The sequence below is a fragment of the Pseudomonadota bacterium genome (assembly GCA_026388315.1).
GTDB lineage: Bacteria > Desulfobacterota > Syntrophorhabdia > Syntrophorhabdales > Syntrophorhabdaceae > MWEV01.
This window is the reverse complement of the sequence record JAPLKA010000110.1, coordinates 87,708-102,434: the sequence shown is the minus strand read 5'-3', so window position 1 is coordinate 102,434 and position 14,727 is coordinate 87,708. Positions and strand designations below refer to the sequence as shown.

The following is a 14,727-nucleotide window of genomic DNA, read 5'->3' as shown; positions in this document are numbered from 1 at the left end:
GGATATAATAATGTGCATTGATAATATCGTTGAAAGGCTTAAAGAAAGGGCATTTAAATTGAAAAACACAGGTCTGCTCCGTTACCACCATAACCTTGAGACAGCAAGAAGCTTTTTCGATAATATCTGTTCCACCCACAAATATGAAGAGAATATAAATACGGTAAAAGCCGCAAAAGAGGCGGGCCTGTCCACATGCTCCGAGGGAATCATAGGTCTTGGGGAAACCATGGAACAGCGGATAGAACTGGCAATGACATTGAAAGAACTCGATGTGGACTGTGTTCCGGTGAATATCCTGAACCCGAGACCCGGCACACCCCTTGAGAATATTCCGCAGCTTTCCCCGATTGAAATTCTGATCACAATAGCAATATACAGGTTTATCCTTTCCGATAAGGATATAAAGCTCTGCGGCGGCAAGGAAAGAAACTTAAGACAACTCCTGCCCCTCGGAATTATGGCAGGTTGCAATTCCCTCATGATCGGTGATTATTTAACCACCCGGGGAAGAGACCAGGAGCTTGATAAAGAAATGATAAAAGACCTCGGGCTTAATGCGGTCTTCAAATAATGAATTGAGCGATGTCTATATTTCGTGTATCATTATGTGGGGAAAATATTAATAAGGGGTTGTTAAGCCATGTGGGAATATACAGATAAGGTAAGGGAGCATTTCCTGAATCCGAGAAACGTCGGTGAGATCGAAGACCCCGACGGGGTGGCTGAAGTTGGTTCCATTGCATGCGGCGACGCACTGAAGCTCACGTTCAAGCTCGACGAAAACAAGCGTATTAAGGATGTGAGATTCAAGACCTTCGGGTGTGCCAGCGCTATTGCCTCTGCGTCGGCTCTCACCGAGATGCTGAAGGGTAAGACTATAGAGGAGGCAACTGCAATAACAAACCAGGATATTGCCGACTATCTGGGCGGGCTGCCGCCGGAAAAGATGCACTGTTCTGTTCTCGGGCAGGAGGCCCTTGAGAAGGCTATCGAGAATTACCGCGGTATATCCCATAAGAAGCCGGAAGAAGAGATCGTCTGCGTTTGCTTTGGTGTCACCGACGGAGAGATTGAGCGCGCTGTCAGACAGAATCATCTTACCACCGTTGAGGAAGTAACAAACTACACCAAGGCAGGCGGCGGCTGCACGAATTGCCATGAAAAGATACAGACTTTAATAGACAGGGTTCATGCCGCAAAAAAAGAGGAACGGCCCGTTGAGAGACCGAGGCTTTCCAATATCCAGAAGATCAGGATGATCGAAGAGACGATCGAACGGGAGATCAGACCATCGCTTAAGCATGACGGCGGCGATATCGATCTTGTTGATGTCGTGGGAAACAGGGTGCTCGTGGCAACAAGGGGTGCCTGTTCGACCTGCCAGGCATCGCAGGCAACCTTGAAGGGGTTTGTGGAGTGGAAGCTGAAAGAGCTTGTTTCTCCTGAACTCGTTGTGGAGGAGGTGGTTTCATGAAGACCATCTATCTCGATAACAATGCTACGACGATGGTGGACAGGCAAGTCCTCGATGCCATGCTCCCATATTTTCACGACTATTATGGGAACCCTTCAAGTATGCATTCTTTTGGCGGCCAGGTAGCGAAGGCAATCGTTGAAGCACGGGAAAAAGTGGCTGCTCTCCTCGGGGCTGAGACTGAAGAAATCGTATTCACGAGCTGCGGTACCGAAAGCGACAATACGGCAATCCTCTCTGCCCTCGGCATACATCCCGACAAAAACCACATCGTCACAACGAGGGTTGAACATCCGGCCGTGAAAGTCCTCTGCGAACATCTTGCCGCTAAGGGATACCGCATTACGGAGCTTGCCGTCGACAGTGAGGGAAGGCTCGATATGGAGGAATACGAAAAGAGCCTCACCCCCGATACGGCGATTGTAAGTATCATGTGGGCCAATAATGAGACAGGCGTTATATTTCCTGTCAAGGAAGCGGCAGTACTCGCCAGAGAGAAGGGAATACTTTTTCATACTGATGCGGTACAGGCTGCAGGGAAAATGCCCATACAGATGAAGAAAAACCGGATAGATATGCTGTCCTTTTCAGGGCACAAACTCCATGCACCAAAAGGGATCGGAGTCCTCTATGTCAGGAAAGGGACGAAGTTCTCGCCCTTTCTCATCGGTGGTCATCAGGAAAAGGGGCGCCGGGGAGGAACAGAGAACGTACCGTCAATTATTGGTCTCGGAATGGCCTGTGAGCTCGCCCTGCAGAACATTGACAAGGAAAATACCTTTGTCAGGTCCCTCCGGGACAGATTGGAGAATGAGCTGCTGAAGGCGATCCCCCAGAGCCGTGTCAATGGCAACAAACAGGAACGCCTCCCCAACACGACAAACATAAGCTTCGAGTTCGTCGAAGGCGAAAGCATCCTCCTTCTGATGGACCAGTATGGCATCTGCGCGTCTTCCGGGTCTGCATGCACATCGGGTTCACTCCAGCCGTCTCATGTGCTTCGCGCCATGGGAGTGCCCTACACCATGGCCCATGGCTCGATACGGTTCAGCCTCAGCGTGTACAATGCCGCAGATGAGATTGATTTCGTCATCAATAAGCTGCCGCCCATTATCGAAAGACTCAGAAGTATCTCGCCATACTGGACAATGACCCAGGGCGTCTGCGCAAATTCATAGGAGGAACAGTGAACATGGAAGGCATAAACATGCAGGATAAATGCAAGGAAGAAATTACGGCAACCCATGACATTCGCGCGAAGATCCCCTCGCTCATTCAGCGGATTGTCTCACGGTATAATCAAGACGGCCGCTTTCATCATATCGGTCCCGAGCCGATTCCTTCAAGACACGCCATCATTGACATTATTTACAAAACATTCCCCGTTCTCTATCCGGGATACTTCTCACACAAGCGCCTGGATGATGTGAACGTACACTACTACCTGGGTGAAGAAGTGACAGAACTCTTCGATGTCCTCTCGGGGCAGATCGCCTATGCCATACGTCATGACTGCATACGTTTTAACCAGCCCTGTATCCGCTGCGAAGAACGAAGCCAGGAGGTCGCCCTGAAATTTGTCGAGGCAATCCCGGACCTGCAGGAGACACTGTCAAAAGACGTTCGTGCCGCCTATGAAGGAGATCCGGCCTCCCGTCATTTTGATGAGATCATCTTTTGCTATCCAGGGCTGTTCGCAATCACCGTCTATCGGATTGCCCACTTTCTCTATACACAGGGAGTCCCCCTCGTTCCCCGGATTATGACAGAATACGCCCACAGCCGCACCGGTATCGACATCCACCCCGGCGTTGTCATCGGTGAAAGTTTTTTTATCGATCACGGCACAGGTGTTGTTATCGGAGAGACAACGACAATCGGGAATCGTGTCCGCATCTACCAGGGGGTTACCCTAGGCGCCCTGTCCCTGACCAAAGAAGAGTGTGAGTCATTGAGAAACAAAAAACGTCACCCTGACATTGAGGACGACGTCATTATCTATGCCAATGCCACCATTCTCGGTGGACACACGGTCATCGGCGCCCGTTCCGTCATCGGCGGCAACGTGTGGCTCACCGAATCGATCCCGCCGGATACAGAGGTGTTTCTGAAAAAGCCCGAGCTGGTAATGAAGAATAAGGGCCACCGAAAGATGAAATATGGGTAATGAAAAAACATGGAGCCAAACATGGACTATAAAACGAAAATACTACATACAGGAAAGGACAGGGACCCCTATACGGGGGCTTCAAGTATCCCCATCTATCAGGTCTCTACCTTTGCACAGAGTGATCCTGTTGAATTCGGCCCCTATGAATACGGCAGGGGAACGAACCCGACAAGGGAAGCTCTTGAACACACGATAGCCTTGCTTGAGGGCGGGACGAATGGCTATGCCTTTGCCTCCGGCATGGCTGCCATATCGTCGGTGCTGCTCCTTTTCAAACCCGGCGACCATATCGTAGTAGCAGAAGATGTTTACGGCGGTACCTACCGTGTGCTGACGACCATATTCCAGCGTTGGGGGCTCAATCATACCTTTGTTGACATGACGGACCCCGGAAAAATTGAAGCTGCGATTCTGCCGGAGACAAAGGCAATCTTTGCGGAAACCCCTTCCAATCCTCTTCTGAAGATTACCGACCTTGCTGCTGTCGTCGAGATTGCAAAGAAAAAGGAGCTCCTTACTATCATTGACAATACCTTTATGAGCCCCTATCTCCAAAGGCCGATTGAGTTCGGCTTCGATATTGTCATCCACAGCGCGACAAAGTTCATCGGCGGTCACAGCGATGTTATTGCCGGTCTTGCTGTGACAAAAGATGCGGTATGGGGCAACCGCTTAAAGACTATTCAGGTCCATTTCGGGGCAATCCTGGGACCACAGGATTCCTGGCTCCTCCTGCGGGGCATTAAAACATTATCCGCACGGATGGATGTCCAGCAGAAAAGCGCCGAAATAGTTGCCCAATGGCTCGCAGAACAGCAGGAAATTAAAAAGGTATACTACCCCACCCTTCCCTCTCACAGGGGACGTGAAATCCACCTCAAACAGTCATCAGGAGGAGGCGCTGTCGTCTCCTTTGAGCTTGAGAATGGAGAGATTGCAAAAGAGGTTTTGCGAAGGATAAAGCTTCCCTTGATGGCAGTGAGTCTCGGCGGAGTGGAGAGTATCCTTTCCTATCCCGCCACCATGTCACACGCCTCTATGCCGCGGGAAGAACGGTATGCGAGGGGCATCACCGACGGACTGCTCCGTCTCTCCGTGGGCCTCGAAGACCCGAAAGACCTCTGCGACGATCTGCGGCAGGCAATGAAACGATGAGAAGCCTGTTTTTTTGTTTATCTGGTTTCCCGTTTTTGTGATATATATCAAGGGATGTAACATTTGAGGGATGCAAAGCTATGAAGAAAAAACCTTTCATCAACGATCTTTATGTCATCTCCGATTCGGTCACTGTATTGAAGAAGGCTATTAATGACGGTGCAGCTATCGTACAGCTCCGTGATAAATCAGGAGAGGAATCGGTTATCATCGAGAAGGCACAGGAGATCATTGCTTACAAAAAGGTAAAAAACTTCGTCTTTATCCTGAATGATGATCCCATCCTTGCCGTCAAGGTTGGAGCAGATGGTGTTCATGTGGGGCAGGATATAACCACAGAAGCAGCCAGAAAGATCGTGGGGGACAAGATGATTCTCGGCAAGACCACTCACAACCTGAAACAAGGAAGACAAGCCGTTCGGGACGGTGCAGATTATATATCTGCAGGTCCCGTGTTTGCAACGCCCACGAAACCGGGAAGGCCGGCTGTGGGGCTCGCCTATGTAAGAGAAGTAGCAGAAAACCTCGACATACCATCCGTTGCTATCGGCGGTATAGATCTCTCCAATATCGATGATGTTCTTGCAGCAGGAGCAAAGACTGTGGGTGTAGTGCGTGCTTATACCGACACCACAGAATTGCTGATGAGAATCAGGGGGAAAAAAGGATGAGAGTGACGGTGAACGGAAAAACCATGGAAGTGGCGGAGAACACAAGCCTGTGGGGGTTCATCCTTTTATGTAAAATAAAACCTGAAACAGTTATTATCGAGTTGAATGAAAGAGTGATAAGGAGAAATATATGGACAGAGACAGTGCTCATGGAAGGTGACCGCATAGAGCTGGTGACATTTGTGGGAGGCGGGTAATGATGAAAGATAATTTAATAATAGGTGGTAGAGAGTTAAAGAGCCGGTTCTTTCTGGGGACAGGCAAATTTGAAAGCAAGGAGACAATGCGGCAGGCTATTGTCCAATCAGGCACAGAGGTGGTAACTGTGGCCCTGCGGCGCATCGATCTTGAGCAAACGGAGGAAAACATCCTATCCTTTGTTCCGAAAGAGATAATCCTCATGGTCAACACCTCCGGGGCAAGAAACGCAAAAGAGGCCGTTCGCATCGCCTGTATCGCCAGAGAAGCAGGCTACGGAAACTGGGTAAAGATTGAGGTAATCAATGACAGCAGGTATCTTCTTCCGGATAATTATGAAACGATTAAGGCCACGGAGATCCTCTCTGCAGAGGGTTTTGTGGTTCTTCCCTATATGCACCCCGACCTCTACGCTGCAAAAGACCTGGTAAAAGCCGGTGCAGCCGCAATCATGCCTCTGGGCTCGCTTATCGGTTCCAACCAGGGGCTTAAAATGAGGACACTTATCGAAGTGCTTATCGAGGAGATAGAGGAAGTACCCATAATCGTCGATGCCGGTATCGGGCGACCCTCTCATGCTTCAGAGGCCATGGAGATCGGTGCCGATGCCGTGCTTGTCAATACGGCTGTTGCCGCTGCAGAAAACCCTGTACTGATGGCCATTGCCTTTGCCAGGGGCGTAGAAGCAGGAAGAATGGCTTATCTCGCAAAGGCAGGACATGAGCGGACAACAGCAAGCGCCTCTTCACCATTAACGGGGTTCCTCTACGATGAGTAAAATTTGTCTTAACGTCAATCCCGCAAAGATTCACATTGAGGATCTCCATTCCATCTTTCTTTCCGATGACAGGGGACTCCTGGAAGAGTTGGCACAGGCCGCACGGGATATTACAAGGCAATACTTCGGCCGGACTATGGGTCTTTATGCCCCTCTGTACATATCCAATTACTGCCAGAATCAATGCGTTTACTGCGGCTTCCAGGCGGATACCGGCATCGAGAGAAGAAAACTCACCCTTGATGAAATAGACAGGGAATGTAAAGCACTGGCTGCAACGGGCATCCGCAGTTGCCTTCTCCTGACAGGGGAGTCGCGGTATCATTCACCTCCCTCGTACATCAGAGAGGCAATTACCATCGCCGGCAGACATTTCCCCAATATCGCCCTTGAGGTATATCCTCTGGAAACAGATGAATACCGGGAACTCTACCTTGCCGGAGCCGACGGCGTAACCCTCTATCAGGAAACCTACGACCGGGGGCGGTATGATGAGCTGCACCTGGCAGGTCCGAAGAAAAACTACGACTACCGTTTCCAGGCCCCGGAGAGAATAGCTATGGCGGGTTTCAGGCATATCTCCATGGGAGCACTCCTCGGACTTACGGACTGGCGCGAGGATATTCTTAAGCTCTTTAAACATGTCCGTTATCTGGAGAAAAAATATCCGGGAGTGGAGTACGGCCTCTCCTTTCCCCGTTTACGCCGTATATCAAAGGACGATCGACGCTATTTCGAGGTTTCCGACCGGGACATGGTAAAGATCATCTGTGCAGCGAGACTCTGCTTTCCCAGAGTAGGGATCAATCTTTCCACACGGGAGAATGGGGAATTCAGGGACCAAATCATCGAGTTCGGCATCACGAAAATGTCTGCCGGCTCCTCAACAAGGGTGGGCGGATACATCGACACAACAAGGGAATATCAGGACGGGCAGTTCCAGGTTCATGACCCGCGCAGTCTTGCGGAAATAAAATCCATGCTGATACACAGGGGTTATGATCCCGTGGCGACGGACTGGCGGAATATTATCAACCAGTGACGACAGAAGCTGCGCACGCTCTGTTTTCTGCTGTCCAGCACCCTTATCCTCCACTTTGATCCTGCGATGTTTCCGTTCAACTCGTTTTTTTATTGCTTTAAATAGGGTGTCTGTTTAAAATGAACATATGGAACGTATTGATCTGCGAGGAAAAACCTGTCCAATTCCGGTTGTTGAGACAAAACGACTTATCGATTCAAGACCGGTCGAGGAGATCGAGATTCTCGTTGATAATACGACCTCGTCTGAAAACGTACAAAGATTTTTAACATCGTGTGGTTTTGCTGTACATTGCAAAGAGATTAATGATGAATATCTTATTCATGGGCAAAAAGGTTCAAGTGAGATCAAGAGCCCCGAGGCAGGCAGGAAAGTCTTGGCTTTCATTGACGGCGAAACAATGGGCAGGGGCAATGACGAGCTTGGGACCGTTCTCATGAAGTCATTCCTTTATACCTTAAATGAAATTACACCGGCGCCATGGAGAATCATCTTTATCAACACAGGGGTAAGGCTTGTTTCCGAAGATTCTCCCATGATCAATATACTAAAGGATTTAGAAAATACCGGAGTTGAAATTATTTCCTGCGGCACATGTATCGATTATTTTCGAATAAAAGAGAAAATAGGGGTAGGAAGGATCAGCAATATGTTCGAAATTGTTTCCTCCCTTATTGAAGCTTCAAATATCATTAAACCTTAGAAGTCTCCCAATACCGTACCTGAATTTTCCTCTGTAAATGACCTGACCCTGCCTCCCTATTCTAAAAGCTGTTCAAAGTTCAACGGGCCGTCGTGGGGTTTCAACTATCCACTATTCACCATTCACTATTCACTGCCTTCATGAGATCGGGGTCGGACCAAGCTAACCCATTGAAATAAGGCGTTTTATGTATTCAAAATGGTCAATTTTAGGGATTAAAGTGCTGTTTTGCCTATGAAAACCTAAGAAACAATAAGGTGGTTCATCCGGTTCTTGCGTACTTTCAATGCCAACAGGACGACTCTCTTTCTTTCACCTACCTACAAAGCAAGCATATGGCCTTTATTTTGTGGTTGTGAATTACGGATTGAAATCAGCAAATAGCATAAATATGGTTCACTTCTTTTTATAATATTCCGGATACAATTTTTCTGCACACTCCGGGCAGATACCGTGGGAAAAATCAGCTTCCGAATGGTCACTTATGTAGATCTCCATTTGCTCCCAGTATCCTTTATCATTTTTTATTTTCTTACAGGAAGCGCAAATGGGGAGCAATCCATGTAAAGTCTTGACTTGAGAAAGCGCTTCCTGTAATTCAAGAATGAGCCTCTCCCGTTCCTCCTCCGCCAGTTTGCGCTCGGTGATATCCAGGAATGTTCCTATAATTGATGGTTTGCCGTTATATATGGTGTGGGAGCTATAGACTTCAACGTTTCTTATATCTTTGTTTTTTGTAATTATCCTAAATTCAGAATGGAGCGATTTGATCTCTCCGGATATCCTTCTGCGAATATTTTCCTCTAACATGGGAAAATCTTCTGGAAAAACTATATATTCTGGTCCCATTTTATAGAGCATTTCCTCAATTGTGTAGCCAAGCATCTCGGCCAACTTTTCATTGACGTATTTGAATACCCCATCTTGTAAAAGGTAGATACCGACAATCGATTTCTCAGCCAGGCCTCTGAATTTGCCTTCTGACTCGCGCAGTGCTTTTTCCATGTGTTTACGTTCGTAACATCGGTGGCAAAAATAGCTATTTTGGATACCTTGCCCCCCTCATCAGAAACAGGAAATGCAGATATTCCATAGGTTCTTCCCTCTCTGTTGTCTTCAAAATGAACTGGCCCCCCTGTACAAACAACCTTGTCGAACTGCTCTTTTCTGTTTTTTGCAACATCCGGGGGAAAGAGATCATACAGGCAAGCACCGATAAGCTCCTGGACACTTTTATCCAGTCTCTGAGCCACTGTTTCATTCGCTATAAGTATTGTCCCTTCTGGGTCAGTCAACAACAAGGTTTCGCTTGTAGCATTGATTAAAGACCTCAGCGTCTCTTCACTCTCCTTAATTGCCTCTTCGGCTTTCTTGCGCTCGGTGATATCCTGAAGCATGAACTGGATGAGGGACTTTCCCCGGTGTTGTAAGAACATCAGATGAACATCCGCATCCCATATTTGCCCATTGGATCTCTGGTGCCGCCATTCAAATACGTGAGAACCATTTTTACAACCGGCTTGGATGTGTTTTTTAGCTTCAGTCGCTGAGTTTGAGCCGTCATACTGAATCGGTGCAGACACGTCCAGGGGCGTTTTGCCGAGGACCTCCTCGCGGGTCGCATACCCGTATATCTGCACCGCGGCTGTATTACAGTCTATGTATATGCCGGTTTCTGCATCCATAACGATCAGGGGAATATGCGAGGCAGTAAACAAGCTTTTTGTGTATTCCTGACTCTCCCGCAAATCTTCCTCCGCCAGTTTGTGTTCGGCTTCTAACCTTTCCAGTTCAGTAATTCGCTGGCGCATTTCTGAAAGTTCACCGAGGAGTTGCTCTTTGCTCTCATCCTTATCTTCCATCATAAATACCTCTAATAGCATTGATTACCAATAACAATATACAATATTCTATTAATAATTGCTTCTGCGGATTACAGGAAGCTATACGTAACAAAACCTACTTTCTCTCTTAATATTAGTTACTTACACCCTGTTTTCCTTTTGTCTGTTTTTCTCTCTTTTTCACAGTACCTTCTTCTTGTAAATATAGCATATGATCATCCGCCACATTCAGTCTTTTTTGGAGTAACCATTCATCCCTATCTCCTGCTTGGCTCCGCTGCTAAAGCCAAAAAAGTCCGAAGCTCGTCAATGAGTATCTCAAGGTCGGGTTTTGTCTATTGCCAGGTGCCCATCTTAAGGAAGTTTTAAGTTCCAAGTTCCAAGTTTTAAGTTAAAAACAGACAAAATCACTTATGCTGACTTGAGATGGTTAGTATTATTATGTGGGGGCTCAACTATCAACTATTCACCATTCACTATTCACTGTTTCTAAGATCCGGGCAGTCAAGGTTAGCTGCAAAGAGATATCCCTGGGAAACGGGCAGTCTCCCATCTGAAACTGCCGTCCGAATCTCAGGAGGTAGTTTTAAAAGTGAAAGTCCGTTAAACAGCGTAGTTATTGACTTTCCGGTGATCTCAATTATTACACCAACTGTTGGTGTAATAATTGGTTCGATGGATCGTCAGGTCTCAGTTTGTAGTTTATCAGCTCACTCATCACCCCACCCACATCATACCCCTTATCGGGATGTCTTGCCTGAATATATGCCAATATTCCTTTGGCCTGATCCATGGAAGGATGAGCGGAGATCAGAGAGGGGAAAGGAAAAGGGGCAGGCTGGAGGCTGAAGGGGAAAAGCGAAACAAACAGGTGATGGGCAATAGGCGATATAAATCACGAATCACGGAATTTAAGTTACAAATTGCCCCAAAAACAGCACTTTAAGCCAATATTATTTGGGTTTTTTCAACTCAAAACTTAACACTGCTTATAAAACTTGGCTTGGTACGACCCCAATCGATCGAATACCACCACTTGAACCTTCGCTGGAGCGCAACGGTCACAACGTCGGTTGCATGCAAGGTTAGGCCGCTATTAGTAGCGTGAATGCTCACGGCATTCAAGTTTTTTATCCTCAGCCATACCAGGGTTTCTCGTCTGCTTCGACTCGTAACCCATCCATCAGCTTGTTGAAACCACTGAACAAATCCACAACTGCCATGAGTTCGAGCACGGCTTCATCATCTAACCCTAACTTCTGCACCGCAGAAGTGTGAACAGCGAGTCAATATTCACAGCCAAGGACCGCTGACACAGCAACCGCAATAATCTCTTTCGTCAAACGGTCGAGCTTGCCTGGTTCAATCATCACCGCCTTGACTTTGTTCCAATTGGCTTCCAAGTAGCCTGGCTTAGAAGCCATGACCTTGTAAAGATTAGGAACAAAATCAATTCCGAGGCGGGACTTGATGTCATCGTAAACATCTTTGACCTTGCCTGTGGCTTCTTCTTCGGGAACCATCTTGATAGATGCCATTGTTTTCTCCTTTCTTTGAACTATAGTTAAAAGTAGCACCTGCCCTTGCTGGTGCGCTGACACACCAACACCATGTCATACGTCCGTGGTTGTAAATTCACTAACCACCGTGGTGGCGCGGCGACCAAGGATCTCAAGAAACGCCCCACGTATCCTTGCGCGTTCGGTTGATCGCGTGGTTATGCCAAATCTTCTCTATCCTACAATAAACATCAGACACTTCCATTTAAACCTTTGGGCTCCAGAATGCTGAATTTCGAGTTACTTCCTTTAGTCTCTGAAAGAATATCGGCGCATATTCCGGCGCAGAGGAAACGTAATGACCACTTGGTTTTGCCCTGTGACGGGGTGTACTCATAATAGCCATCATATCCGAGAGAGGGAGAATTGCCTCCTCTGTTCCTGAACAAAATCCTGACCAGTTTCTCACATGATCTTCCGACCGGAAGAGATGGATACGGCTTCATGTGAAAGGCCAGTTTTCTGCCCATTGACTCAAGGGTATATCGGTATATCCACAGATGCCGACAGGGGTTTTATTTTGTATGACGCCATCACGCACAACAACTTGCATGGACTCACCGCAATCCAGGCACGGCGCATCGATCTGGACTGCCTTTCCCGGAAATACCCAGCAGACCGCCAGGGCTTCAAGACCTCATTGTGCAAACCATTTTTGGTGCCCTTCAACCATAATGCGGTATTGCGTCGGCAGATTATTGAACGGCGCAAACGACACCATTAAGTCCGTACCGGGGTATAGCCACATGGGCATTACATGTGTGTTGATCAGATCATGGAGAAATCTCTTGCCTTCATCCGGTTTGACGCCAAATGTATTTGCTATTTCTGTGTAATGGGGCGCACTGCCTCTTTCGATAAATGTTTCCATTATATAGTGGAAGGTTCTATCTACTTGTTGTTTATCTTCCATATCTTTTCCTTTCTTTATTGGCTATTATTCGTTTGTGGCATAACAATAATTCTGCTGGAAGCTGCAATTTCTCAAATTATATCCCTCTGAATATTTTCTTTAAACAAAATACACGGCTCTTTGCGGTCATACAACGTTACCGGATACAGTCTTTTTTTTTGCAGCTTACAATCCTTTTAGCAGCAGGAGCTTTCGTTTCTTCCGGTTGAAGAGCAATCGCAACTGGGCTGGCTGTTGGTCAGCGCGCCCCGGATCAACGCATAAGCACACCCAACCCCGGCGTTAACGCTTATGGCGGAGAAGGAACAATTTTTAGCGCAGGCACCGCATTCCATGCATGCATCCCTGTCGCGCATCTGAACTTTTTTCCCGGACAGCTCCAGCACTTCATGAGGACATACCTCGATGCACATTCCACAACCAGTGCATTTATCTTCGTCCAAATGAAGGGTAACCACGTTTTTCAGATAATGGTGTTTCATGTAAGCCCTCCTGATTAATGTTATATAAAACGTCCGGCCAGCCATAACACTATGCCTACCGATGCAGAAGTGATTATGGCCGGTATAGCGAATCGCATTTCACTTTTAACACCGGAAAGGGATGTATAGGTGGAAGCCCCGGTAAAGTTCAAAGCCAGAAAAGCCGATATTGCCGGCAAAAGGAGAAGCAGGGTCAAACCGTTGAATACCCCGTCATGTTGAAAAAAACCACCTTTCAAATAAAGGACCACTAAAGCCCAGAGAAGGCCCATAAGCCAACCTTTCAATGAAAAGGCATGCCCCGGTATCCATGGCAACAATGCCGGGCTTATGACCACACCGATCAGGATCGCGCCGATGAACGGGTACAGACCGGAGAAAGTAACTGTGATCAGTCCCGCTATGTGGGCAATAAAAAGCGCAGCAGTGATCATCGCAAGTGGCTTCAAGGTGCCGACTACCTCGATAGGTGTTAAGAAAAGCCGATCAAAGAAACCGAATTCAACGACCCTCATTTCCCTGGTGGTCTTCATATCGGCATCAAGGAATTCCTTAATGTCACAGGCCTTTACAGGTCCGTAGACCACCTTAAAACCTGATTGCTTTCGCACTTCATGGGCAGCCACCCCGGGCGCCCCCAGTTGAGGAACTATGATCGTACGGTGAGAAACGATCCGGGAGAGGCAAACCACATTGATACGTTTTACAATTTCTTCAGTGCCGAAAGTCCCTTTGCCTGCCGCGCACCAGACATTAATTCCATTGGTGTCGATGACCATGACCCAGGCATCAAGGCCGGATAGTTCTTTTCTAAGACTGTCAAAACTCATTTTGTAATTGGCAGTAACCAGAACCGGGGACGTGTCATCGGGATTTCCAACACCGTAAAGTCCGGGAGAGATATTATAGTTCATGCGATTGATCCCCCACCGGGCTTTCCAGGCACCCGAAATATCCCGGAATACCAAAGATGTGTCAATCAGCGGAATTTTACCTGCCGCTGTATCAACAAATCCCTTGATCCAATAAGGTCGGGAACGGAAAGATGATAAAGTCTGTCCTGAATTAACCTGCTCAGATTCCGGAGCCGCGCAGGATGATGAAAGTTCCGCGTTGCCGGTCTTTTGCTGGTCACAACATGGCAGTATCTTAAAAACCGTAGACGGTTGCCCGCCGCAGCACGGACTTGACTTATTTTCAACGGACATGGGGAATAACCTCCTCGCCTTTCTCGAAAAGGCTGGCCTGACAGCAGTCAAGGGCACCCACTGCTTTTCTTGCCTCAGTAACAGCATGAACAAGCAGGTTGAAACATTCCAAGACCTGTTGGTGCTTTTCCTGCGGGATAAATTCGAAGACCTTTGTGTATTTTGAGTTGCATATGTCCTCAATGGATTGGTAGACCTTTTGTCCCTGTTCGGTCAGAGTTATCGACACATAACGCCGGTCTTTCGGGTTCAGGACCCTGTTTACCAAGCCGACATCAACCATTCCATTGATATGTCTGCTCAACGTGCTGGTATCGAGCCCAAGGACAGTGGCAAGGTCGATTACGGAAGTTTCACCGGTATTGCCGATCTCCACGATAATGTGGCATTGAGCAAGGGTAACCCCACAGCATTCGGTATCACTTTTAAGCTGCCACCCGATTTCTCTTTCCAACTTTCGTAATTTTTCCCGAAAATTCCTGATCATTTCCAGATCCATGCTTGTTTCCTCCAGTCAATATAATTGA

Annotated in this window: 18 protein-coding genes; 10 read left to right on the top strand and 8 right to left on the bottom strand. The window is 47.6% G+C overall.

Going from position 1 to position 14,727, the window contains the following annotated elements:
* Positions 1-10: 10 nt before the first annotated feature.
* The 10 genes from bioB (at position 11) to yedF (ending at position 8,194) form a co-directional block, all read left to right on the top strand.
* Positions 11-574, top strand: coding sequence for a biotin synthase BioB (gene bioB, locus NTX75_15740; protein ID MCX5817664.1), 564 nt, complete (start codon positions 11-13; stop codon positions 572-574).
* A gap of 69 nt (positions 575-643) precedes the next feature.
* The gene (nifU, locus tag NTX75_15735) at positions 644-1,477 is read left to right on the top strand and encodes a Fe-S cluster assembly protein NifU (protein MCX5817663.1); all 834 of its coding nucleotides are present in this window, start codon (positions 644-646) and stop codon (positions 1,475-1,477) included.
* Positions 1,474-2,655, top strand: a complete 1,182-nt coding sequence (gene nifS / locus NTX75_15730) for a cysteine desulfurase NifS (GenBank protein MCX5817662.1) — start codon at positions 1,474-1,476, stop codon at positions 2,653-2,655. Before nifU ends, nifS begins: the two co-directional genes overlap by 4 nt.
* Positions 2,656-2,669: 14 nt before the next feature.
* Complete coding sequence (locus tag NTX75_15725) at positions 2,670-3,644, top strand: serine acetyltransferase (GenBank protein ID MCX5817661.1); 975 nt, start codon at positions 2,670-2,672, stop codon at positions 3,642-3,644.
* A 21-nt stretch (positions 3,645-3,665) separates the two neighbouring features.
* On the top strand, positions 3,666-4,802 hold the full coding sequence (locus tag NTX75_15720) for a PLP-dependent aspartate aminotransferase family protein (GenBank protein ID MCX5817660.1): 1,137 nt from the start codon (positions 3,666-3,668) through the stop codon (positions 4,800-4,802).
* Between the two features lie 80 nt (positions 4,803-4,882).
* On the top strand, positions 4,883-5,473 hold the full coding sequence (gene thiE / locus NTX75_15715) for a thiamine phosphate synthase (GenBank protein MCX5817659.1): 591 nt from the start codon (positions 4,883-4,885) through the stop codon (positions 5,471-5,473).
* Positions 5,470-5,670 carry a sulfur carrier protein ThiS gene (gene thiS / locus NTX75_15710; protein ID MCX5817658.1) on the top strand — a complete coding sequence of 67 codons (201 nt, stop codon included), beginning with the start codon at positions 5,470-5,472 and terminating at the stop codon, positions 5,668-5,670. Before thiE ends, thiS begins: the two co-directional genes overlap by 4 nt.
* Before the next feature lie 2 nt (positions 5,671-5,672).
* Positions 5,673-6,449 (top strand): thiazole synthase, encoded by a 777-nt coding sequence (locus tag NTX75_15705; GenBank protein MCX5817657.1) that lies wholly within the window; start codon positions 5,673-5,675, stop codon positions 6,447-6,449.
* The gene (thiH, locus tag NTX75_15700) at positions 6,442-7,491 is read left to right on the top strand and encodes a 2-iminoacetate synthase ThiH (protein MCX5817656.1); all 1,050 of its coding nucleotides are present in this window, start codon (positions 6,442-6,444) and stop codon (positions 7,489-7,491) included. Before NTX75_15705 ends, thiH begins: the two co-directional genes overlap by 8 nt.
* 127 nt (positions 7,492-7,618) lie before the next feature.
* Positions 7,619-8,194, top strand: a complete 576-nt coding sequence (gene yedF / locus NTX75_15695) for a sulfurtransferase-like selenium metabolism protein YedF (GenBank protein MCX5817655.1) — start codon at positions 7,619-7,621, stop codon at positions 8,192-8,194.
* 396 nt (positions 8,195-8,590) lie between these two features.
* On the opposite strand, the gene NTX75_15690 is transcribed toward yedF, so the two are convergent.
* From NTX75_15690 to NTX75_15655, 8 genes are all read right to left on the bottom strand, one after another.
* On the bottom strand, positions 8,591-9,133 hold the full coding sequence (locus tag NTX75_15690; protein MCX5817654.1) for a PAS domain S-box protein: 543 nt from the start codon (positions 9,131-9,133) through the stop codon (positions 8,591-8,593).
* Positions 9,025-10,059: a PAS domain-containing protein gene (locus NTX75_15685; protein MCX5817653.1), complete on the bottom strand. Its 1,035-nt coding sequence runs from the start codon at positions 10,057-10,059 to the stop codon at positions 9,025-9,027. Before NTX75_15685 ends, NTX75_15690 begins: the two co-directional genes overlap by 109 nt.
* Positions 10,060-11,174: 1,115 nt before the next feature.
* Positions 11,175-11,576 carry a carboxymuconolactone decarboxylase family protein gene (locus tag NTX75_15680; protein MCX5817652.1) on the bottom strand — a complete coding sequence of 134 codons (402 nt, stop codon included), beginning with the start codon at positions 11,574-11,576 and terminating at the stop codon, positions 11,175-11,177.
* Positions 11,577-11,788: 212 nt separating this feature from the next.
* On the bottom strand, positions 11,789-12,067 hold the full coding sequence (locus NTX75_15675) for a hypothetical protein (protein ID MCX5817651.1): 279 nt from the start codon (positions 12,065-12,067) through the stop codon (positions 11,789-11,791).
* Positions 12,068-12,234: 167 nt separating this feature from the next.
* Complete coding sequence (locus tag NTX75_15670; GenBank protein MCX5817650.1) at positions 12,235-12,510, bottom strand: hypothetical protein; 276 nt, start codon at positions 12,508-12,510, stop codon at positions 12,235-12,237.
* A 176-nt stretch (positions 12,511-12,686) separates the two neighbouring features.
* Positions 12,687-12,992 carry a mercury methylation ferredoxin HgcB gene (gene hgcB, locus NTX75_15665; protein MCX5817649.1) on the bottom strand — a complete coding sequence of 102 codons (306 nt, stop codon included), beginning with the start codon at positions 12,990-12,992 and terminating at the stop codon, positions 12,687-12,689.
* A 20-nt stretch (positions 12,993-13,012) separates the two neighbouring features.
* Positions 13,013-14,200 (bottom strand): mercury methylation corrinoid protein HgcA, encoded by a 1,188-nt coding sequence (gene hgcA / locus NTX75_15660; protein ID MCX5817648.1) that lies wholly within the window; start codon positions 14,198-14,200, stop codon positions 13,013-13,015.
* Positions 14,190-14,699 (bottom strand): MarR family transcriptional regulator, encoded by a 510-nt coding sequence (locus tag NTX75_15655; GenBank protein MCX5817647.1) that lies wholly within the window; start codon positions 14,697-14,699, stop codon positions 14,190-14,192. The genes hgcA and NTX75_15655 overlap by 11 nt, the downstream gene beginning before the upstream one ends.
* Positions 14,700-14,727: the final 28 nt, after the last annotated feature.